This window comes from Chitinophaga ginsengisoli, from assembly GCF_003014595.1.
GTDB lineage: Bacteria > Bacteroidota > Bacteroidia > Chitinophagales > Chitinophagaceae > Chitinophaga > Chitinophaga ginsengisoli.
The window spans coordinates 231,022-253,755 of record NZ_PYGK01000002.1 but is presented as its reverse complement, the minus strand read 5'-3'; the positions used below and the strand labels follow the sequence as shown (position 1 = coordinate 253,755).

18 protein-coding genes are annotated in these 22,734 nt (G+C 46.4%); 9 read left to right on the top strand and 9 right to left on the bottom strand.

All coding sequences use genetic code 11. From position 1 onward, the window contains the following. The first annotated feature begins 20 nt into the window (after positions 1 to 20). The 4 genes from CLV42_RS05515 (at position 21) to CLV42_RS05500 (ending at position 5,848) form a co-directional block, all read left to right on the top strand. Complete coding sequence (locus CLV42_RS05515) at positions 21 to 1,163, top strand: DegT/DnrJ/EryC1/StrS family aminotransferase (protein WP_106600900.1); 1,143 nt, start codon at positions 21 to 23, stop codon at positions 1,161 to 1,163. A 52-nt stretch (positions 1,164 to 1,215) separates the two neighbouring features. Further along, positions 1,216 to 2,976 (top strand): DUF4838 domain-containing protein, encoded by a 1,761-nt coding sequence (locus tag CLV42_RS05510; RefSeq protein ID WP_106600899.1) that lies wholly within the window; start codon positions 1,216 to 1,218, stop codon positions 2,974 to 2,976. Between the two features lie 170 nt (positions 2,977 to 3,146). Then, positions 3,147 to 4,781: a T9SS type B sorting domain-containing protein gene (locus tag CLV42_RS05505; protein WP_106600898.1), complete on the top strand. Its 1,635-nt coding sequence runs from the start codon at positions 3,147 to 3,149 to the stop codon at positions 4,779 to 4,781. Positions 4,782 to 5,185: 404 nt separating this feature from the next. Beyond that, positions 5,186 to 5,848, top strand: a complete 663-nt coding sequence (locus CLV42_RS05500; protein WP_170117406.1) for an FkbM family methyltransferase — start codon at positions 5,186 to 5,188, stop codon at positions 5,846 to 5,848. A gap of 70 nt (positions 5,849 to 5,918) precedes the next feature. Here the strand turns inward: CLV42_RS05500 and CLV42_RS05495 are convergent, their stop codons facing one another. From CLV42_RS05495 to CLV42_RS05485, 3 genes are all read right to left on the bottom strand, one after another. After that, on the bottom strand, positions 5,919 to 6,551 hold the full coding sequence (locus CLV42_RS05495; protein ID WP_106600896.1) for a class I SAM-dependent methyltransferase: 633 nt from the start codon (positions 6,549 to 6,551) through the stop codon (positions 5,919 to 5,921). Further along, entirely contained in the window at positions 6,502 to 7,419 is a 918-nt protein-coding gene (locus CLV42_RS05490; protein ID WP_106600895.1) for a polysaccharide deacetylase family protein, read from the bottom strand. Before CLV42_RS05490 ends, CLV42_RS05495 begins: the two co-directional genes overlap by 50 nt. Positions 7,420 to 7,809: 390 nt before the next feature. Further along, positions 7,810 to 8,229 carry an SWIB/MDM2 domain-containing protein gene (locus CLV42_RS05485; RefSeq protein WP_245901501.1) on the bottom strand — a complete coding sequence of 140 codons (420 nt, stop codon included), beginning with the start codon at positions 8,227 to 8,229 and terminating at the stop codon, positions 7,810 to 7,812. Positions 8,230 to 8,338: 109 nt separating this feature from the next. On the opposite strand from CLV42_RS05485, the gene CLV42_RS05480 reads away from it, so the two are divergent. Further along, positions 8,339 to 9,118 carry a ThuA domain-containing protein gene (locus tag CLV42_RS05480; protein ID WP_106601343.1) on the top strand — a complete coding sequence of 260 codons (780 nt, stop codon included), beginning with the start codon at positions 8,339 to 8,341 and terminating at the stop codon, positions 9,116 to 9,118. An 839-nt stretch (positions 9,119 to 9,957) separates the two neighbouring features. On the opposite strand, the gene CLV42_RS05475 is transcribed toward CLV42_RS05480, so the two are convergent. The 4 genes from CLV42_RS05475 to CLV42_RS05460 form a co-directional block, all read right to left on the bottom strand. Continuing rightward, positions 9,958 to 10,650, bottom strand: coding sequence for a response regulator transcription factor (locus tag CLV42_RS05475; protein WP_106600893.1), 693 nt, complete (start codon positions 10,648 to 10,650; stop codon positions 9,958 to 9,960). 319 nt (positions 10,651 to 10,969) lie between these two features. Then, positions 10,970 to 12,250, bottom strand: coding sequence for a nucleotide sugar dehydrogenase (locus tag CLV42_RS05470; protein ID WP_106600892.1), 1,281 nt, complete (start codon positions 12,248 to 12,250; stop codon positions 10,970 to 10,972). A 10-nt stretch (positions 12,251 to 12,260) separates the two neighbouring features. Beyond that, the gene (locus CLV42_RS05465; RefSeq protein ID WP_106600891.1) at positions 12,261 to 13,028 is read right to left on the bottom strand and encodes a tyrosine-protein phosphatase; all 768 of its coding nucleotides are present in this window, start codon (positions 13,026 to 13,028) and stop codon (positions 12,261 to 12,263) included. 24 nt (positions 13,029 to 13,052) lie between these two features. Continuing rightward, positions 13,053 to 13,532 (bottom strand): GAF domain-containing protein, encoded by a 480-nt coding sequence (locus tag CLV42_RS05460; RefSeq protein ID WP_106600890.1) that lies wholly within the window; start codon positions 13,530 to 13,532, stop codon positions 13,053 to 13,055. A gap of 310 nt (positions 13,533 to 13,842) precedes the next feature. Between CLV42_RS05460 and idi the strand changes: the two genes are divergently transcribed. Both idi and CLV42_RS05450 read left to right on the top strand, forming a co-directional pair. Beyond that, complete coding sequence (gene idi / locus CLV42_RS05455) at positions 13,843 to 14,358, top strand: isopentenyl-diphosphate Delta-isomerase (RefSeq protein ID WP_106600889.1); 516 nt, start codon at positions 13,843 to 13,845, stop codon at positions 14,356 to 14,358. A gap of 32 nt (positions 14,359 to 14,390) precedes the next feature. Further along, a complete protein-coding gene (locus CLV42_RS05450; RefSeq protein WP_106600888.1) occupies positions 14,391 to 15,356 on the top strand; it encodes a (-)-gamma-cadinene synthase in 966 nt (321 codons plus the stop codon). A gap of 20 nt (positions 15,357 to 15,376) precedes the next feature. Here the strand turns inward: CLV42_RS05450 and CLV42_RS05445 are convergent, their stop codons facing one another. After that, on the bottom strand, positions 15,377 to 16,408 hold the full coding sequence (locus tag CLV42_RS05445; protein ID WP_106600887.1) for a hypothetical protein: 1,032 nt from the start codon (positions 16,406 to 16,408) through the stop codon (positions 15,377 to 15,379). Positions 16,409 to 16,576: 168 nt separating this feature from the next. Between CLV42_RS05445 and CLV42_RS05440 the strand changes: the two genes are divergently transcribed. Next, complete coding sequence (locus CLV42_RS05440; protein WP_106600886.1) at positions 16,577 to 18,268, top strand: sodium/sugar symporter; 1,692 nt, start codon at positions 16,577 to 16,579, stop codon at positions 18,266 to 18,268. 503 nt (positions 18,269 to 18,771) lie between these two features. Further along, positions 18,772 to 19,656 (top strand): inositol oxygenase family protein, encoded by an 885-nt coding sequence (locus tag CLV42_RS05435; RefSeq protein WP_106600885.1) that lies wholly within the window; start codon positions 18,772 to 18,774, stop codon positions 19,654 to 19,656. Between the two features lie 76 nt (positions 19,657 to 19,732). Here CLV42_RS05435 and CLV42_RS05430 read toward each other — a convergent pair whose 3' ends face one another. Further along, positions 19,733 to 22,663 (bottom strand): FAD-binding and (Fe-S)-binding domain-containing protein, encoded by a 2,931-nt coding sequence (locus CLV42_RS05430; protein ID WP_106600884.1) that lies wholly within the window; start codon positions 22,661 to 22,663, stop codon positions 19,733 to 19,735. Between the last annotated feature and the right edge of the window lie 71 nt (positions 22,664 to 22,734).

Here is a 22,734-nt window from a genome sequence, read left to right as displayed (position 1 = left end):
AAAAACTTTAAACATTACACGTGAATACAAAAATCTGGCTTTCATCTCCCCATATGGGCAACAAGGAACTTGAATATGTACAGGAGGCTTTTAAAACTAACTGGATTGCGCCTTTAGGACCTCATGTGGACGGTTTTGAGCATGACCTGGCCACTTATACCGGAGCAGGTCATGTGGCCGCATTATCCTCCGGAACGGCGGCTTTACACCTGGCACTTATTTTACTGGGCGTTGGAAAAGATGACGAGGTGATCTGCCAGAGTCTGACATTCGCTGCCTCTGCCAATCCGATTGTTTATCAGGGTGCGGTACCGGTGTTTGTAGACAGTGAGGAAGACACCTGGGGGATGGACCCGGAGTTGCTGGAAGAAGCCATTAAGGACAGGATAGCGCATGGCAAAAAGCCCAAAGCGGTCATTCCGGTGCATTTATACGGAATGCCCGTAAAAATGGATGAAATAATGGCTATTGCGGCCGCATATGATATTCCCGTGGTGGAAGATGCTGCGGAAGCATTGGGCTCCACTTTCCGGGGTAAAGCCTGTGGTACCTTCGGTCAACTGGGCATACTCAGTTTTAACGGCAATAAGATCATTACCACCAGTGGCGGCGGAGCCTTAACAGGGAATGATGAAGCACTGATTAAAAAAGCACGTTTCCTGGCTACACAGGCCAAGGATCCTGCACCACATTATCAGCATAGCCAGATAGGGTATAATTACCGCATGAGCAATGTATGCGCAGGCATAGGAAGAGGGCAGATGGAAGTACTGAACGAGCGGGTGGCGCAGAGACGGGCTAACCATGAATATTACTTAAATCAGCTGGGCGATTTTCCGGGCATTACTTTTGTTATAGAACCGGAGGGATTTTATTCCAACAGGTGGCTGACTACAATATTGGTCAATCCCGCAGAAAGTAACGGCGTTACCCGGGAAGACCTGAGACTTGCATTAGAGAAGGAAAATATAGAATCAAGGCCTTTATGGAAACCGATGCATCTGCAACCGGTGTTTGAAGCCGCTCCTGCTTATGAGAATGGTACCTCGGAAAGATTGTTTGATCAGGGGCTTTGTTTGCCCAGCGGATCAAACCTCACTCAAAATGACCTCGATAGGGTTATCAATATATTCAACGAAGTAATGCAGCCGCAGAAGGTGTAGGGAAAGGATACAACAGAATAAAGATGTGGTTGCGTGATAAAAAAACGTGAACATGAAAAAGACATTTTTATTACTGGCAGTATTATCAGGCGCTTTTATCAGCAGCGCACAGGCCATCGTCCTTGTGAAAAACAATGTGGCCGTAGCAGGGATCGTTATCGCGAAAGACGCGAGTGACCAGGTACAGTTTGCCGCGAAGATGTTACAGCAATACCTGCAAAAGAGTACCGGCGCTACGCTGCCTATCCGGAACGCGGCGCAGGGGACATCTAACCTGTATGTGGGTAAAGGCGCTTATAGAGGTATAGACAACGGAAACCTGGATGAAGATGGATTCATCCTGCAGTCGGTCGATGGGAATAATTTTGTTATTCTCGGTGGCAGCGACTGGGGGACGGAATTCGGGGTATATGATTTCCTGGAGAGATTTGTAGGGGTGCGATGGCTGATACCTACCGACGTGGGAACAGTGGTTCCTAAACTGAGCACACTACAGGTCCCTACTGTTAAGATTGTCGACAATCCCGCGTATCTGTCACGCGCAATATCTCCTATCTGGATAGACAAAAATACCATTCCGATGAATCAATGGGGGCGGTTCAACAGGCTAAGAAGCCGGGTAGACGCTTCTCATAACCTGAGGAACCTGTTTCCACCGGAGAAGTTTGCCAGGTCTAATCCTGAGTTTTATCCGGAGGTAAAGGGAAAGAAGATCCTGCCTCAGACTAATAACGATCAGGGCTGGCAGCCTGACTTTACGGCGAATGGCATCGCCGATGCCGCATCGAAAGAGATTGTCAGCTGGTTCGGTCAGCATAAAGATGCAACGAATTACTCCCTTGGTATTAATGACTCCCAGAACTTTAATGAATCAGGTAATAATGCCCGGAGTTTAAGTGTGAAGAACGCAGTAGGATTTTCCAATTTTTCCGATCAGTATTATGCCTGGGCCAATGATGTGGTAAATAAGGTGAGGAAGGTGTATCCGGGAAAGAAATATCCTGTGCTTGCCTATACTTCCGTAGCTGAACCTCCTTCAGATAATAAGGTCGATAAAGATATCATTCCTTTCATTGCTTTTGAACGACTACGCTGGGGCGCCAGTTCCGTTAAAAAGACAGATCAGGACCTGACAGAACGTTGGGCGCAGGCGGCATCGTCATTGGGCTGGTATGATTATGTGTATGGTTTTATGTATTTATTGCCGAGAGTCTGGTTTCATTCTATGCAGGAATACCTTGCATGGGGGTACGCACATAAAGTGAGGTATTATTATGGTGAGCTGTACCCCAACTGGGGCGAAGGACCTAAACCCTGGGTGATGGCTAAATTGTTATGGAACCCCAACCAGGATGTGGACGCGCTGCTGGATGACTGGTATAGGAATGCGGCCGGCAAACAGGGTGGGCCTAAACTGAAGGCTTATTATGCAATTTGGGAGAAGTTCTGGTCGCAGGATATATTCGCTAACGGCGCCAATGCAGGTGTGCACGCTAAAATAGTATTTTTTGATCCGTCTTATTTACTGCAGGTACCGGATGATTATCTGACCCAATCTGATAAACTACTGGCAGATGCAGCTAAACTGGCCGAGACAGATCAGCAAAGACAATTGGTGGCCAGGCTGACGCAGATGTGGACTATTTACAGAGACTCCGTAGTTGCCTATAAGAAGTATAAACAGGGCGGCAAAAACTCTCCGGAGGGACAAGAGAGACTAAGATTACTACAATCTTTAAAGAGCGACCTCCTCTATTCGCTGCCAGCTAATTCTATTCTTTCAAGAGCCACAGTGGCTGGGAATGACTGGTAGTCCCACAAAACAATTGAAATTCCATTGTTCATGTATTGTAAAATTTAAAAATATTAATGCTACCAGTAAGGGTTATATAATAACTTTTGTATATTTGATTCCGACTATTATTCCAGACTAATTTATCATCATACTACGTATAAGTAGTACGACACCTATCCTATGAACCTATGAAAATCATTGTCCGTCTGCCCCGGCAATGGAAGATTGTGAGCGCATGCCACTCATTCTTTGTTGGAGGAAACAGATTAACCTATGCCGGCCTGAAATTTATCTCTTGCTTATTTATTGCCGGTATGTCAGCCCACTATGTAATAGCGCAGGATATACCATTGGTCAATCCTTCACTGGAAGATAAGCCCAAGGATAATAAAGCGCCTGCAGGCTGGGTCATTGCGGCACAGACGCCCGACGTGCAACCGGGCATGTATAGGGTAAATGTGCCACCTACAGATGGTAAATCTTATGTAGGATTACACAGCGGACCCGGATACCTGGAAGGCATTGCGCAGGAACTGATAATGCCTATGCGGGGAGGACGATCCTATAATATGTCCTTCGACCTGGCTTATTACGCTGCTTATGTTTACAAGGGATGTTATGGCAACGTATCTGTGTACGGAGGAAATACGCCGGGAGATACGGCTGAGCTGTTGTGGAATTCCCGTGACTTCTATCATACCAGCTGGCAGCGTTACTCCGCTAATCTGAATCCTTCTGCTGATTACAAATATCTGTCGGTGTATGCTACTGTATCATCCACTGCATGCGATAGTAAATACGGGGTAGTGGCGCTGATAGACAATTTATCTCCACAGCTGAGAGAAATGCCTGAGATCAGTATTGCGGCAACAAATACCTGTAAGGGGGGAAATACAGGAAATATATCCGTGAAAGTAATAGCCGGAACAGGCCCTTTTACCTATGAGTGGCAGCCGGGAGGGCAAACGGGCAGTCGCCTGTCAAATCTTGCCGCTGGGGAGTATAAAGTGACGGTAACGGCAAAAACCGGTTTGAAGATCTCGGGGAAAGTGCAGATAGTGGAATCCGATCTGTCAAGTTCTTTTACCGTGACGGACGCTTTATGCAATGGAGATGATCAGCACAGTTTACAGATCAATACAACCGGCGGACAGCCACCATACCGTTACTATTTGAACAATGCTGTTCATGGTGTCGGCACACCCGACTTCGATCATTTACCAGCCGGTAATTATACGATGAAAGTGGAAGATGAGAATGGCTGTTACAACAGGCTGGATGGTATCCGTATTACTGATCCGCCTGCACTTTTTCTGCAGGATGTTTCGGTAAAGAATACCAGCTGCAGTAGTGTACATAATGGCCGGATCATCCTGACACCTGCAGGTGGTACACCTCCTTACAGGTATAGTATTCCCGAGAAGCATATCACACAATCTGACAGCACATTGCAACAGCTGGAGGCCGGCTGGTACCGTTATACTGTATCAGATAGTCATGGTTGTATAGTAGAAGGGCAGGCCGGTATTGAGATGGAAACGCGGGATTGTGCGGTGTATATACCAACGGCTTTCAGTCCGAACAGAGATGGGATGAATGATGTGTTCAAGGTGAAAGTAAATGATGCGGTGACAGCATTCAGGCTGGCTGTTTACGGGCGATGGGGGAATCTCGTATTCGAAACGAATGATCCGGAGATAGGCTGGGATGGCGCACAGAAAGGGATGTATTTACCGGCAGGCAGTTATGTATGGGCGTTGACGTATACCGATAGTAAAGGTCAACCGATGAAACAACAGGGATCCCTGGTGCTGATCAGGTAGACTTATGAGGTTGAAGTGCTGGAGCCGGAAAAAATTTTCCGGCTCAGAAATTTATCGTAGTTTGAAGACGGAATGCAATTTTTCTAAGAGAGTAAGGAATACATCCTGATAAGTGAACAACACACGCGAGGACTGTCATAATATGTCTTTTTACCCCGTATAAACTCCATAACAGCACCAATCCCATGAGTCTTCTTAACACGTTGAAATTTCTGGCCAATCATCCTTTAAGTACGGATCGTAAGCTCCAGACCATTTGCCGATTTATTGGCTGGCAGATTTCCTCCAGGCTGACGCCGTATCCTGTCATTTATCCGTTTACTGTAAAATCGAAATTGATTGTACAAAAGGGTATGTCCGGGGCCACGGGCAATTTATATTGTGGTCTGCATGAATTCCAGGACATGAGCTTTTTACTCCATCTGTTAAGGGCAGGAGATCTTTTTGTAGACGTGGGCGCCAATGTAGGAGGATATACCGTATTGGCTTCCGCTCATGTAGAAGCAGAAACGATCGCTATTGAACCTGCTCCGGGCACCTATGCGAAGTTGCTGGCGAATATCCGCATCAATGATATGAGCGACAGGGTCCATGCTTTAAACATCGCTTTAGGGTCGGCTGCAGGAGTAGTGAATTTCACCACTTCCCTGGATACGACCAATCATGTAGTGGTGGGAGAAGAGGCGGCAGATACGGTAGAGATCAGTATAGATACGCTTGATAATGTACTGGAACATCAATCTCCTATACTCCTGAAAATTGACGTGGAAGGCTTCGAGACGGAGGTGTTGAAAGGCGCAAAACAGACCTTGCAGAATGAAAGCCTGAAAGGTATTATCATTGAATTAAATGGACTGAGCGAGCGGTATGGCGTGGAAAATAAGAAGAATCATGAGGCGTTGCTGGGATATGGCTTCCACCCTTATACGTACGATCCGTTTAAGAAAGCACTTAGTAAATGTGACACCTTTGGTGATTTCAATACCATCTACATCAGGGATACAGCATTTGTAACAGATAGATTACAAACGGCCGATAAGGTATATCTCCGGAATCAGGCCATCTGAGATGTTGTTGGCAGATAGCACTAAAGCCCGTCAGGTATGATCTGACGGGCTTTATATTGCATACCGGATATTATTTTTTCCTGGCGATAGTTACCCAGCCTGCACCGGTAGTAACTACTTCAATGTTTTTAATATTACAGCTGGCATGCAGGTCCCGTATACTTTTTTCAGTGTAGTGATAAACAGAGCAGGTATAACGATACCGGCGCAGCGCCATTCTGAGACCGTTCTTTGGCCAGGACACTACAAATGCCTTATTGGTAACGGCATCCATCCTTTTGATAAATGAACGGGCATCCTGAATATAATCCAATACGCCTGCCGCTACTGATACATCAAAGGTCTGCTTGTCGAGGTCATGCTTCATGAAATCCCCTTCGATAAATTTGCAGCGATTGGAAACGCCTTCTGCAGCCGCATATTTTCTTGCATATTCATTCATTGATTCTGCAAAATCAATTCCCAGCAGGAAGGAAGCATCTGAGTTCTTCAACCAGGTAACACTATTCACTCCCGGTCCTGAACCTATATCTAATACAGTGGGTCGATTGTATTCCTGTATTGTTTTCAGTGCAACAGCCGTACGTGTGTAGACTGCCTGCCTGAATATCTTGTCGAAGAGGGAAGGCTTTTTGTAATAATTGGCAAATAAATCACTGCGGACATCCCAGTACTGTTGGGCTGTGTGTACGTGTTTTGACATGCTCAGCTTTTTTTAAACAGGTAATGAAATTATAACTTTGAAGTAAAGCGTTTATTTTGGGCCGGATGGAACTTCTGAACAGGTTCCAGCGCATATTTGTAAGAAATGTTTTGGTTTTGGAGTAACTGGTGCCTGCCGGGTAATTTTCCCTGCAGTTTATATGCCGCGTGTCGAATTCGTAGGGGTGCAGATATAACATGACATTTTGCTGTCTGTCATTCAGTTCCCTGAAAACGCGATCCAGATAGAACTTGGGAAAGAGCCTCATATACCCGCCACCGGCCACCGGGATCTTCTTCCGGTTCCAGTCTATCACCGTCAACGGCAGTTCTACGAGTGATCTTCCATTCGGTAAATGATACAGTTGATCGTTTGTATCGAAATTGGCGATGCCATACCGTTTTAATTTAATGGGGAAGATACTGCTGTCATAGATGAGGCCCAGCTCAGACAGTATTTCCAGCACATACAGGTTACTTTCATCAATAGAAAAATAGGGCGCCCTGTAACCATATACAGGTGCTCCTATAATGTCAGTTATCAGTTTGTAAGAGTCCGACAGGTCTCTGTATGCATCCGCTTTATTGAGACTGCGCATGTTGATGTGATGCTGACCGTGCATTGCAATTTCATGTCCCTGGCTGGCGATCTTTTTCACCAGGTCAGGGCGGTATTGCGCAAGCATACCGAGGATGAAGAAAGTAGCTTTTTGGTTTGTCTGGGATAAAGTGTCAAGAATAATGTTTGTTTGTCTGTCAATCGTTTTAAGCGGTCGTGTGACCAGCGAGCAATGATCTCTGCATAATAATTGTCCAAAGTCCTCCCAATCGATGGACAGCGTAAACGTGGGAATACGGCTGTTTTTCATAATATTTTGAGGTTGTGTGGAATGGTGAATACTACGTGCTATTCAGGATACGGTAAATAATGATCTGATCGTCCTTGGTTTAATGTCTGGTGTTACAATAAGGTCTTGATAAAAACGCAATTAGGTTGAATACCTGCAAAGGAAATTTTTTTTTCTTAGAAATCAGTTAACACCATGTTAATGAGTAATAGAGAAAAGTGGCGTTGTGGGGAGATGGTTTTGTGGTGGAAGTAGGTAATCGGGGTGGGATCTGGAAGGGGCATGTTCAGCGATAAGGGACGGATACAACGCTATCGATGGGTTGTTGCCCACACACGAGTGCAGGTAACAACCCATAAAAACAACAAGGAACCCTCGTATTAATAAATTAATAAGATAAGGGGCTGACAATTATTTCACGTGCTGATTCATTTCTTTCGCCAGTTCGAACATAGAGATCTGGCTCTTGCCGTTAAAAACCTTTTTCAGTTTTTCGTCAGCATTGATCATGCGTTTGTTCTGCGCATCCTGCAGATTATGTTCCTTGATATAATCCCAGATTTTTTTAGTCATTTCAGTTCTGGGCAGCGGATCATTACCAATTACAGCTGCTAATTCCGGGCTGGGCGTCAAAGGTGCTTTGAGGCCTTTACTGCCGGCTTCTTTGGCTGGTTTTTTAGCCGCAGATTCCTTAGCCGGAGCTGCTTTTGTTGTGTTTTTCGCTGCTGGTTTTGCTGTTGTTTGTTTTGAAGTAGGCATTTGTAAACCTTTTTTATGATTGTAATAAACTAGGCAACCCCAAATACTATGCCCCAATTGATAATCTGCCATATATCTATCTGATGATGGCTGAAAGCGGCGTATCTCGTCATATGATACGGCTATAGCATTATTGGGCCGGATGTGTTATTTTGTAAGGATCACAATCATCACAATAACCATGTTTCAACGTATTTGTAGGAAGATCCTCCTCTTCATTCCCATTATGGCAGGCCTGTGTTCCTTATTGGCCATGCAACCTGTTAAACCCCGTTTCCGCGTGCTGGTGCTGGCGGAGAATGGCGGGCATCATATCGCTTATTCTAAAGCCGCCAGGGTGTGGCTGGACAAGCTGGCAGCCGACAGTAGTTTTGCCATTGATTACATCAATAACACCGATAGGATAGATAGTGTTTTCCTGGCGCAATACCAATTGTTCATCCAGCTGGATTATCCTCCTTATGCCTGGAAACCGGCGGCAGTGAATGCCTTTGAGCAGTATATATCTGAAGGGAAGGGCGGATGGATAGGGTTTCATCACGCTACCTTACTGGGAGAGTTTGATGGATATGGTTTATGGCCCTGGTTTTATGAGTTCATGGGAAAGATCCGCTTCAAAGATTATATCGCCGATTTTGCAGCAGGTGATGTACATGTGGAAGACGCCGCGCATCCGGTATTGAAAGGTGTACCCGCCGTATTCAATGTAAAAACGGAAGAGTGGTATACCTACGACAGGAGTCCGCGTTCTTCCGTGCATGTACTGGCCAGTGTGGACGAAAACTCCTATCAACCTGCCTCGGAAAAGAAAATGGGCGATCATCCGGTAATATGGACAAATACCGCTTATAAGGCCCGTAACGTTTATATCTTCATGGGCCATTCGCCTGACCTGTTTGAGAACAATGCCTACCTTACTTTGTTCCGTAATGCTATTTTCTGGGCTGCCGGGAAGCCATAAAGCTGCCTGGAAGTGCTTATTCATCGCTGAAAAAGACAGGGGAAAAAGACAACAGTGCCGCAGTTTAGCGGATATGTAACATTTTATAAGCCCGGAAATGTCCTTTATTCTGTCAGCGTATTGTCAGTTTTTACGTTTTTCCGGATATTATTTACGGAAAAACGATGATTCCTTAATGTTCAAAAATCAAACTAAGAATGTATTGACGATAGCGGGAATCGCTGGCCGCAGAAAATGCAATAAGTGAAAATATGCTGTGAATGTGGCAAAAAAGCACCATGCATGTTTACGCAGCCTTTTGCCGGGGATTTCCGCTATCCAACAAACGTGTCACCTCGTATTACGAAGATGCTGCAGGAATAAATTTTCGTTAACCAAGGATTAACAACTTTCTAATTAACAAAGTCTTAATATTGCATTAACAATCCTTGTGAGGGTAGCCCCAGTTACCAGATACCAAATAGGATTCGATAACTGGGGTTAACAAACAATGGATGAAAGACCGGCTTTCCATTCATGGTTGGCCGTTTTTTTTTGTTATTATCCCGGGGTTGTACCCGGGAGCTACAAACAAGGCAACCCCGACGGACGGGGTTGATCTACGCGAGCTTTCTTGATATTTCCTCTGCATAAAAAAGAGCGTTCAACTGAACGCTCTTTTATTTTTAAAACAATGCCATAGCAAACCACCAATCAACCCCTTCAGGGGGGCGCCTTGTTTGTGGCGCGGGGTGTAACCTCAGGGGAATAATATGCCCCCGGAAACCAACGGAATCACGTGTTTATACCCCCGGGTTCGCGACCCCGGGAATTATGTATATCATATACCCACTGAAATGTTACCGGGCAATTGTTCCCCCGTAACCAATCGCAAATTTAACAAGGGCGTTGGGACCTGAGAGCTGTAATTTCTTGGTGATGTTATGCCTGTGATTATCGACTGTCCGGACGCTGATGCATTTAAAGGAAGCGATGTCCCTGCTGCTCATACCGCGGGCTATCATATCCAGTATCTTGGCTTCAGTCTTGCTCAACCGCTCGTTGATCACAGTGCCTCTGCCATCAGCATGAACAGGCGGCAGGATCACCTCTTTGACAGGACCGATGGTTTCCCTGATATGATGGTATCTCGCCAGGCGGGACTGGATACTTTTCAGTAATTCTTCGCCGTTGAATGGATATACCAGGTAATCATCCGCACCGAGGTTCATGCCCTTTCTGACATTGGGAGTGACATTGAGCCGGTTGAAAAGAATAAAAGGCAGATGTTTCAGACTGGGATCATCTCTGAGGGTAATCAAAAACTGATAACCGGAGGTATCGGTTACCAATACATCACACAGGATTAGATCTGGTCGCTGTTTGTTGGTCAGTTGGACGCCTTCTGCAACGGTATTGGCCGTTATCACTTCATAAATTGGCATTAGCTGCTGACGGAATTTGCGCAATGTAGATGCATCTCCTGTTACTAACAGGATTTTCGATGGGGTAGCCTCGTTTGCGCCGGAGGCTGCTGGGTAAGGTGTATTCATGGTACATGGTTTATCCCCGTTAAAACAGCTTTAAAACCATTCTGCGGGAATGCTTTATTAGGTTAATGACTCGTCTTCTAATGGTTTAAAAAATTGAATTGGCTAACTCTTTAAGCCGTGTATGATAAGGTCGAATAGTAATAATAACAATCTAATAAGGCTTTAGAAAAAAGATATGGGATTTTTTAGCCTTTTGATAAAAGCAGCTGTTATAAGTAAAGTTAATTAAATCTTTTTACAACTAATTGATTTAGTATATAAAAAAGGGCAATACCACCCAGATATTGCCCTTTTTTATTTTGTGATAACTGCAGCCGTATTACAGTCTTGCATCAACGAGATCCCGATCTATACAGGCTTTTGTATCGAAAATAACCGCGTTGTTACGGGCATGTTTTTTAAAATCAAATTCCAGGAATTCACGGTGTGCCACTGCTATGACTATACCATCAAACACCTCATTTCCATGCAGCTGCGTCGTGATCTGCACGCCATATTCCCGCTTTACTTCGGCTGCATCGGCCCAGGGATCGTATACAGTAATGTCCAGTCCGTATTGTTTCAATTCATGATAGATATCTACCACACGGGTATTACGTACGTCAGGGCAGTTCTCCTTAAAGGTGATGCCCATGATCAGGGCTTTGGCGCCTTTGATCTTGTGGTCTTTTTCGATCATCAGTTTGACGATCTTATTGGCGACGAAATAGCCCATCTGGTCATTGACCCTTCTGCCCGACAGGATCACCTGCGGATGATAGCCCAATGACTCTGCTTTATGCGCCAGGTAGTAAGGATCTACGCCGATGCAATGGCCGCCTACCAGGCCTGGTTTATATCGAAGGAAGTTCCATTTGGTGGCCGCTGCTTCTATTACATCATTGGTATCAATACCGATGCGGTCAAAGATGAGCGCCAGTTCATTCACAAAGGAGATATTGATATCGCGTTGTGCGTTCTCAATGGCTTTGGATGCTTCTGCTACTTTGATGCTGGGTGCCTTGTGTGTCCCTGCGGTGATGATAGCCGCATATAACTCATCAATACGGGTGGCGATCTCCGGTGTGGAGCCGCTGGTCACCTTTTTGATCTTCGTCAGCGTATTGACCTTATCACCCGGATTAATTCGTTCGGGGGAATAGCCTACGAAAAAATCCTTGTTATAACGGAGCCCAGACGACCTTTCCAGCACGGGTACACAGTCTTCTTCTGTACAACCCGGGTAAACGGTGGATTCATAGATCACAATATCTCCCGGCTTGAGTATGCTGCCCAGCATAGCAGAGGCATCCAATAGGAAGGTCAGGTCGGGCGACTTAAATTCGTCAATAGGAGTGGGAACAGTCACGATGAAGACCTGGTGGGCCTTCAGGTCATTTTTATTGGAAGAGAAGCGCAGTCCGGTAGTAGCGTTCGCTTGTGCTCCTTGTTGGATGACGGCTTTCAGGTCTGCTATATTGGCTTCGCGGGTTTTATCCTGGCCATTGCTGAGTTCCTGTACACGGCCTTCATTGATATCAAATCCCAGCACCTCGTATTGTTTGGCAAACTCGATGGCCAGCGGCAGGCCAACGTAGCCAAGACCAATAACTGCTATCATGTAGAGTAGATTATTTTATAGCCTGAGAGGTAGCGGTGAGTGTATTATTTTTAAACGGATAGGTTTCCAGCAATTTCACCAGCTTTTTGTCTTTGGCGATGGCTTTGATTGCCTGCAGATGTTTCTCGTGGTGCAGATCTGTTCCGATGAAATCTACCATCTGATTTTCGATCATCCACTCAGCTGCTTTCTGGATATGTTTACCATAGTAGCCAGCCAGCGACAAAAGATTAACCTGCAGGTAACAGCCTCTTTGTTTGAAGGTCATGTACTCATCCGTTTGCTGGTGATAATAGTTATACCGCTCCGGATGGGCCAGTATAGGGCGATAACCCTGTGCTGCCAGTTCAAAGAGCCATTGGTGTAATTGCGGCGGTGCACTCATGAAAGAGATCTCTACCAGCACCAGTTCCCCGTTGAGGGTCAGCAGGCGGGAAGATTTCATGAGATCCTCGAAATATTCATCCATATAATACTCTGCAGCATGACTATAGCTGACAGGGCTGCCTTTGGCTTTCAATGCCTCCTTTACTTCGCGAAAAGGGGCGCTGAGGGTTTCTGCGGAATTTGGATAGCGGTCAATAATGATATGTGGCGTGGTGATGACTTTTTTAATACCCAGTTCATGCAATGCATCAATGAACTGGACAGCCGTTTCCACATCCTGCACACCATCGTCTACACCCGGTACCAGGTGTGAGTGCAGATCCGTTTCTATTCCTGCGAGGAATGGAACAGGTGTATTGTTGCTATCGTTTTTTTTACGGAAAAAGAACATAAAAAGTGGATCTGGTCTGTGATTTTACACTTCAAAGTTGAGGGATGCTATTATCTCTTCCAGGAAGATCTGGTCAGTTTCATCAAAATGATCCGGAAGTTCGCTGTCTACATCCAGCACACCAATTACCAGGCCATTACGGATGATAGGCACCACGATCTCAGATTTTGAGAGGCTGCTGCAGGCAATGTGACCAGGGAACGCTTCCACATCGGGTACAACAAGGGTTTTGGCTTCCGCCCAGCTGGTGCCGCATACACCTCGTCCTTTTTTGATGCGTGTACAGGCTACGGGACCCTGGAAGGGGCCTAATACCAGTTCATCACCTTTTACAAGATAGAATCCTACCCAGAACCAGCCGAACTGCTCTTTCAATGCGGCAGCCGTATTGGCGAGATTCGCCACCAGGTCAGGTTCACCATCTATCAATGCGTTTATCTGCGGAATAATAGACTTATATTCTGCTGTTTTGTCTCCTTTTATTATGCTCAGATCTTCTGCCATAGATGCAAATATAATGAAACTTGAAAAGGTGCTGTGCAAAAGGGCCGCAGCTCAAAGATAAAATGAACAAACGCAAAAGATAAAATGAACAAATAATTGCGTAATTTGAAGTTGTAAGTTTTAACCCGCCGCTGCCGTCAGCAATATCCCTATTGAAAATCCAGCAACCAAAATTTAAGCGTCACCTTAAAAGACACCTGTTATGATGAGCATCCACTCCCCGCCGGGCAACGGTACGTTGCTGCTATAAGTGTACTTATGCCAGCCGGAATTCGTTTACATAGATTATGAACCATATATTTGTCATTGTATGAAAGCACAGGTTATATTGGTGAATGAGCTGGATCAGGAAACAGGATTGATGGAGAAGATGGAGGCACACGAGAAAGGATTGTTACACAGGGCTTTTTCCGTGTTTATTATGAATGATCAGGGTGACATGCTGTTACAACAGCGTGCACTTGATAAGTATCATTCCGGCGGCTTATGGACGAACGCCTGCTGTAGTCACCCGCTACCGGGTGAAGCTGTGGAAGCGGCGGCTCACCGGCGTCTTTCAGAAGAAATGGGATTTGACTGTCCCTTACGCGAACTATTCCAATTTACTTACCGCACAGAATTTGACAATGGTCTTATTGAACATGAATACGACCATGTATGGACAGGCACGTACAATGGTGCTATCCAACCCGATCCCGGGGAAGTGCAGGCATATCATTATTTACCCGTAAACGAAATATTCCGGTTGTTGGCAGAGGTACCGGAGCAGTTCACCAGCTGGTTCAGGCTGGCTTTCCCACGAGTTATTGATCAATTAAGGGTCTGAAAGGCCCATTCACCTCTTAACCATTTTTTACTATGCCAACGATCACCTTGCCACGGATAGCCTATCCGTTTCCCTCTTCTATTAACCAATTTGTAACAGCAGCCCACGAACAGAACCGCCAATGGGTACAATCCTTCGGATTCGTTACTACTCCCGAAGCCTTAGCCCGGTTCGACAGATCAAGATTCGCATGGCTTGCCGCCCGCGCCTTTCCGAATGCCGACTTTCATGAACTGTGTATCATTGCCAACTTTAATACCTGGCTATTCATGTTGGACGATCAATGCGATGAAGCACAATTGGGCAAAAAAGCCCTTTCTCTGGAACAGGTCACAGACGGCTTTATGGACATTCTGAAACATAATACACCTATCGATTCTATTTTAGGCAGGAGTTTCACCGACATATGGGATCGTATGCAGGCCATTGGAGACACTGCATGGCAGGCAAGATTTATCCGTAGTATGGAGGAATACTTTACTTCCTGCCACTGGGAAGCAGGCAACAGAGCGGCTGGTGTTACGCCTACCGTTGCGGAATACGTTACCATGCGCCCTTATACCGGAGCATTGTTCGCCGATGTGGAAGCGATAGAGATCATCGAAAAAGTTTATCTGCCCGCTCACATCCTGCAACATTTTATTGTACAACGTCTCGTACTGGCCTGTAACAACATTGTATGCTGGGCCAACGACATCTTCTCCTGTGCGAAAGAAGCCCGTCAGGGAGATGTACACAATCTTGTATTAGTGCTGCAACATGAACGGAATATCCCCTTACAGGATGCCGTTAATGAAACCCTGCGGATGCACAATGAAGAAGTAAAACTGTTTACCGCCCTGGAGAAATTGCTGCCTTCCTTTGGCGCTGACCTGGACAAGGAACTGGAAAGATTCCTGTCTGTACTGCGCTCCTGGATCACAGCAAATTATGACTGGAGCTTCCTTGATACCGGCAGGTATCAGGTGAGAGAAGTGGAAGTGCTGGTCGGGAAATAGATGGACAAGCCCGGGGACTACTACCCCCGGGTTTTCTTTAACCTCTTTTCCAGCAGTTTCCCTAACCACCAGAAGGACAAGGCCAGAATCGTGAAGAATACACCTTTATGCGTACGGTCCCAGAGGTATTCAAAATAACGTGTATACAGGTCCAGTAGTAAAAACAACACGGCCATATCCCTCAGCATGGCATCATGCTTTTTAATTCCCCAGATCAACACGAGCACACACAATACCGTAAACGCTGCTACCCACCAGAGCAATTGCACCTGTCTTACATGTTGCCATTCATCCCAGGTGGCGGAATTACCGAAAATAGAGATCATCCAGCCGGCAAGGAGCAGTAACAACCAGCTGCCCGCCCAGGTAATATCTCCTACCTGTTTGTATAAACGATTATGACGGAGCAGCAGGTGAACGCAGGTCATGATAATTGCCAGTAAGATCATCCGGAAGGGGAGATTCATGCCCAGGAAAAAGGAGTCGCCGGAGATATAGTAGGTCAGTTTTACATAAGCCGGTATCAGGCAGAGGAGCGTGGCCGTCCAGAGCAGGCGCGAGGACAATAAGATTCCCAGGATGCCATAGGTGGCGGTGGCCAGTAGCCAGAATACGCCGTAGTTGCCATTAAGATACAGGAGTGTCTTTCCCAGGTATACCACGCTGACGCCGACACTCAGTATCGGCAGCAGCCAGAATAGCTCCCGGTTAAGGGAATAGTCAGGATGCCTGTGCTGGCGCCGGTAACCATGAAAACAGAGGAATACGGTCAGCGCCGCGAAAAGTGTAGAAATAATGCCATCTGTGAGGGAGAATTTAAGACGTAACACCTCAATCCATTTTTCATCCAGCACCAGTGACCCGAAGGCCATCAGGGCACAGGAGATAGCTGCGATGAAGATATACAGCGTCACTACCTGCCAGTCGCCCTCCCTGATCCGCCAGGTTTCTTTCAGCCGGCCAGCCTGTTCCGGCGTGATCAGCGATTCGGATTCCCATTGACGGATAGCCTTCTGTAAAAGGTACGCTTCCTTTTTATCTACTTCTAACATACGGGTAAATATATATAAAAATCGTCCACCGGCTATGGGGCCATGTTATCAATTATATGAGCGGACTATTTGAAATAATGCTTATTTGAGTATCTTGCTCCGTTTTTTATACTATCTAACTTAATGCCACGGTCTGCAGGCTTTATCTGCGGACATTAACTTCCAGATATGAATCAATTGACTGATACACACCACTTAAGGTACTGGGACTACCTGGTATTCCTCGTTTATTTCGTTATTGTGGCCGGGTATGGTTACTACATCTATCAGCGCAAGCGGGCAAAAACGACCAGCACCAAGGACTTTTTCCTGGCGGAGGGCTCTCTTACCTGGTGGGCGATAGGGGCCTCCCTGATCGCATCCAATATTTCGGCGGAACACTTTATAGGGCAGTCAGGTTCCGGCTTTGCCCTCGGACTGGCCATCTCTACTTATGAATGGATGGCGGCCGCTACGCTCATTATTGTGGCCGTGTTTTTTATACCGGTGTACCTCAAGAATAAGATCTACACTATGCCCCAGTTCCTGCTGGAGCGTTATAATTCTACGGTGAGTACCATCATGGCCATTTTCTGGTTGCTGGTATATGTGTTTGTAAACCTGACATCCATTATTTACCTGGGCGCCCTGGCCATAACAGCTATTTCCGGTATCCCATTCGTCTGGTGTATTGTCGGCCTGTCTGTTTTTGCCGTGATCGTGACCCTGGGAGGGATGAAGGTGATCGGTTATACGGACGTGATACAGGTGTTCGTGTTGATCATCGGCGGACTGGCCACTACCTATCTCGCTTTACGTATGGTGTCCACTCATTTCGGATATGGCGAAAATATTCTGAAAGGGTTATCGCTGGTACGTGAAAAGGCTGATTCCCATTTCCACATGATCTTCTCGAAAGAACATAATTATTATAAGGACCTGCCAGGCCTGTCTGTACTGATAGGCGGGATGTGGATCAATAACCTGAACTACTGGGGATGTAACCAATACATCATCCAGCGTGCCCTGGGTGCTGACCTCAAAACGGCGCGCAGTGGTATCCTGTTTGCCGCATTCCTGAAACTGCTCATTCCCGTGATAGCTGTATTGCCGGGTATTACCGCTTATGTGCTTTTCCAGGAGGGCGTGTTCAATGAGGAACTTCGCAACGCAGCAGGTGTGATTAAACCGGATCAGGCCTATCCGACCCTGATGAACCTTCTGCCGGAAGGGCTGAAAGGGCTGGCCTTTGCCGCATTGACGGCAGCGATCGTGGCATCACTGGCGGGTAAAGCAAACAGTATCTCTACTATTTTCTCGCTGGATATTTATCATCGTTATTTCAACAAAGAGGCTTCTGAGAAGCAACTGGTAAAAGTAGGCCGTATCACAGTGATCGTGGCCATGATAATAGCCAGCCTGGTGGCGCCGGCTTTAACCACGCTGGATCAGGCGTACCAATTCATACAGGATTACGTTGGCTTCATTTCTCCGGGTGTACTGGCTATTTTCCTGCTGGGCTTCTTCTGGAAACGGACTACTTCGAAAGCTGCCCTGGCAGCAGCAGTGCTGACCATACCATTGTCGACGGTACTGAAATTCATACCTTTATGGATGGACCTGTCTCCCTTATATAACTGGGGACTGGCGGTGCCTAATGATAAAGGGGTATATGAAATTCCGTTCCTCGACCGTATGACCATGGTGTTTGTAGTGCTTGTGTTACTGATGATCATCATCACATTGGCGGATAGCAGGAGCAAGTCGCAGAAACGTGTAATAGAGATTGATAAATCTTTGTTCAAGAGCTCTCCGGGCTTCATTGTAGGAAGCGTGATCATTATGGGCGTACTGGCGGCGTTGTATACTGTATTCTGGTAGTCGGTAAAGAGACCATATCTACATAAAAAAGGCGTCCTGATATCGTTATCAGGACGCCTTTTTTATGTAGTTGATAGCAGGATCTTCGTTTATATAAACAGTTTAGTACCCCGGGCTACAAACAATGGGACTCCATAGGAGTCCTATTGTGGTTTGTTAATACCGTTTTGATGAGGGGCCGGCTTCGCTTGGGATTCGGTGCGACTATAGTGGAGGCTATATCCTATAGGCTCTCTAGTCCTACATTACAGGCACTATTCTATAGCGATCGCTATAGGAAGTGCCTATAATGCTATAGTAATGGGCCTATAGGATATAGCCTCTGCGGAATCTCCACCGAATAGATACCGAATACATACGCTCCTGGCGATGTATCCCCGGGGAACACAACAACCCTCCATTTACCCCATATTTTCCACATATATTATTTGCGGAAATCGATTGAAATCTGTAAATTGGTAGTGCAGACTAGCTATTATTCTCCAACATTCAATCCACGAATTATGAACTCGAATGAATTTTCCGGTGAACAATTAAATCCATTGCAAAGCATAGAACAATGGGAAGACGATGTGGTATTACGCTATCCCGAACCTGGGGTTCCGGAAACAGCCAAATCCAAAGAGGAATACAGGAATTATGATAATCCGGGAAGGGACACCGTGCGTGAGTTCTACCGCTTGAATCATAAATACCAGACCTACGATTTTGTGCAGGAGAAGAAAAAAGAGTTCCTGGCTTTCAGCAGAAAGGAAATGCCGGTTTGGGGTGCCATGGAGTTCCTCAATACCCTTGTGGACGATTCTGATCCGGACATTGAGCTGGACCAGTTACAACACCTGCTGCAGACAGCAGAAGCGATCAGAGCCGACGGTCATCCTGACTGGTTTGTACTGACCGGCTTCATTCATGACATGGGCAAGGTGCTTTGCCTGTTTGGTGAACCACAATGGGCTGTAGTGGGAGATACCTTCCCCGTAGGCTGCCAGCACTCCGATAAAATAGTATATCCTGAATTCTTTGCCGACAATCCTGATGCAAAGGATGAACGTTATAATACCAAATACGGTGTATATAGTCCTAACTGTGGACTGAATCAGGTGGACATGTCATGGGGCCATGACGAATATCTTTACCAGATGGTGAAAGATCATATGCCTGAACCGGCATTATACATGATCCGCTATCACTCTTTTTATGCACAGCATCGCGAAGACGCTTATGCGCATCTGATGAATGAGCACGATTATGAAATGTTTGAATGGGTAAAGAAATTCAATCCGTACGATCTCTATTCAAAAAGTCCAAAACCTCCGGTTATAAGCGAATTAAAGCCATACTATGAGGATCTTATAGCAAAATATTTACCTGCTACAATCAGGTTGTAATTTGCCATTTGTGTTTAAAAACGGAAAGGCAGACCTGTAATGGGTCTGCCTTTTATATTATAGATAAGATCTTGTGTTATACTAATGCATCATACAGGATCTCTACCGGATGCATGGATTTACGGCCTGTACCGTCTTTTACCTGGTGCCTGCAACTGGTGCCGGGAGCCGCGATGATCGTTTCTTCAGCGGCGTTGCGTACTGCAGGGAATAACACCAGCTCACCGATCTGCATGGAGAGATCATAGTGCTCTTTCTCATAGCCAAAAGAACCCGCCATACCACAACAACCGGAAGGGATGATCTCCACGGAATAGTTGGCAGGTAATGACAGGATATTTTTGCTGTGCAGTGGCGTAGACAAGGCTTTCTGCTGACAGTGACCATGTAGTTTGACCTGCCTTTTCTCACTGGTAAAGAGCGTAGCAGGGATATTGCCGGCAGCAGCTTCTTTACTCAGGAATTCATCTATCAGGAATACATTCGATGAAAGCTTCTTTGCCTTTTCTCTCAGCTCTTCCCTTACCAGGTCTGGATATTCGTCCCTGAAACTGAGAATGGCGGATGGTTCTACACCCAGTAAAGGCACCTCCTTATTAATGATCTCACTGAAGATGCGTACGTTTTCTTCTGCAAAGTTGCGGGCCTTGCGCAGTAATCCTTTTGACATCCAGGCGCGGGCACTTTCAGGATGTTCGATCATCTGTACATCATATCCAAGGCGGTGCAACAGTTTAACTGCCTTGATACCTATATGCGTATCATTGAAGTTGGTAAACTCGTCACAGAAGAGGTATACCTTTTTCTTAACGGAGGATTGTGCTGTCTTTTCACGGGGCCACTGTTTTTTGAACCAGCTTCTGAGTGTAGTGGACTGCAGCTCCGGCAGGGAACGTTTCTGTGCAAAGCCGGAAGTCTTCTTAATCAGGTTGCCGGTAAGCGGTGTATTCACCATCCAGTTATAAATACCCGGTACGATAGTAGCCAGGCCATTCAGGCGGGTGAAATTGCTGATCAGTTTAGCCCTGAACGGAACACCATTGGCATCGTAATAATGCTGGAGGAATTCCATTTTCAGCTTGGCCATGTCTACGTTGGAAGGACATTCTGATTTACAGCCTTTACAAGCCAGGCAGAGGTCCAGCACCTCGTAGATCTCTTTATGATCGAAACGGTTCTCTTTATTGGAATGCGTCAGGAACTCACGGAGGATGTTCGCCCTGGCGCGGGTAGTATCTTTTTCGTTACGGGTAGCCATATAGCTTGGACACATGGTACCACCGCTCTTTTCGGTCTTACGGCAGTCGCCGGAGCCATTACACTGCTCCGCATGCTGGAGGATAGTCTGTTCCGGGAAGTGGAATACGGTGTTCAGCTGGGGTGCTTTCTGTCCGGGCGTATAACGTAGCATGCTGTTCATACTGGGCGTATCAACGATCTTATTCGGATTGAAGATATTTTCCGGGTCCCAGGTATATTTCAGGTCACGTAAAAGGGTATAGTTTTTCTCCCCGATCATCTGGCGGATGAATTCACCACGCAGACGGCCATCGCCATGTTCTCCACTGAGGGAGCCTTTATATTTCTTTACCAGGGTGGCTATTTCTTCTGCGATCTTCCTGAACAGGAGATTTCCTTCTGCTGTTTTCAGGTTGATGATGGGACGAAGGTGGATCTCACCACTACCGGCATGTGCATAGTGGACAGCGGTGAGGCCATATTGTTTAAGGATATCGTTGAAATCGCGGATATAAGCCGGAAGATCATCAATATCGATAGCGGTGTCCTCGATCACGGGAACCGCTTTTTCGTCGCCCGGCAGGTTACTCAGCAGTCCCAGACCGGCTTTACGCAGTGTCCAGATCTTCTTGGTATCGTCGCCAAATAACACAGGGAAGTGGTAACCCAGTCCGGCGGCCTGTAGCTCTGCGATGAGACGGTTGGCCACCTCCGTGATGGCATCCCGGGTATCCCGGCAGAACTCTACTACGAGGATGGCACCAGGATCACCCTGAACAAAGAAGCGGTTCTTGCTTTGTTCAATATTGTCTTTGGTACATTCCAGGATGTAGTGGTCAATCAGTTCGCTGGCGCTGGGTTTATATTGCATAGCAATAATATTGGCGCGCAGGGACTCGTCGATGTTATTGAAGTGTATGCAGAGCAGCCCGGTTTCTTTGGGCGGCAGTGGAGATACATTTAGTTTGATCTCAGTCAGGAAGGCCAGGGTACCTTCAGAGCCTGCGATCAGTTTACAGAAGTTGAACGCTTCCTGACCGGCAGTGAAGGGCGCTGTTTCCAGCAAGAGGTCGATGGCATACCCTGTATTACGGCGGGTAATGCTGGGTTTGGGAAATTCCCTACGGATCTCTTCCTGGTTGTTATGGTTGCCCAGCATAGTGCGGATCTGACGGTATACAGCTGTTTCCAGGCTGTTGTCATTCTTCTCACAGCGGGCATGGAACTCGTCGGATGAAATGGAATTGAAAACCACATCTGATCCGTCGCTAAGGATGGCCTTTACTTCCAGCAGGTGTTCACGGGTGCTGCCGTATACTACGGAGTTGGAGCCACAGGAGTTATTACCGACCATTCCTCCAATCATCGCCCTGTTGGCGGTAGAGGTTTCTGGTCCGAAGTAGAAGCCATAGGGCTTGAGGAACATGTTCAGTTCGTCGCGGATGACGCCTGGCTGTACCCTTACCCAATGTTCTTCCGTATTGATTTCCAGTATCTTAGTGAAAGTTCTTGAAACATCTACTATAATCCCGTTTCCGACTACCTGTCCTGCGAGGGAAGTACCGGCAGTACGGGGGATGAGTGAGGTTTTATTGGCGCGGGCGAAGGCGATCAATGTTTTTATATCCTGTTCATTGGCCGGAATTGCCACGGCCAGTGGCATTTCACGGTAGGCTGATGCATCGGTGGCGTATAGGGTACGCATGGTGTCATCGTCATATAGTGTACCCGTCAGATCACGGGCCAATCCCCTAAGCTGTTCTCGCATATTATTAAACTTCCCTTTTCAGAGAGTAAAATTAATATTTAGAAAGTTGGGACACAACTACAATTCCAATT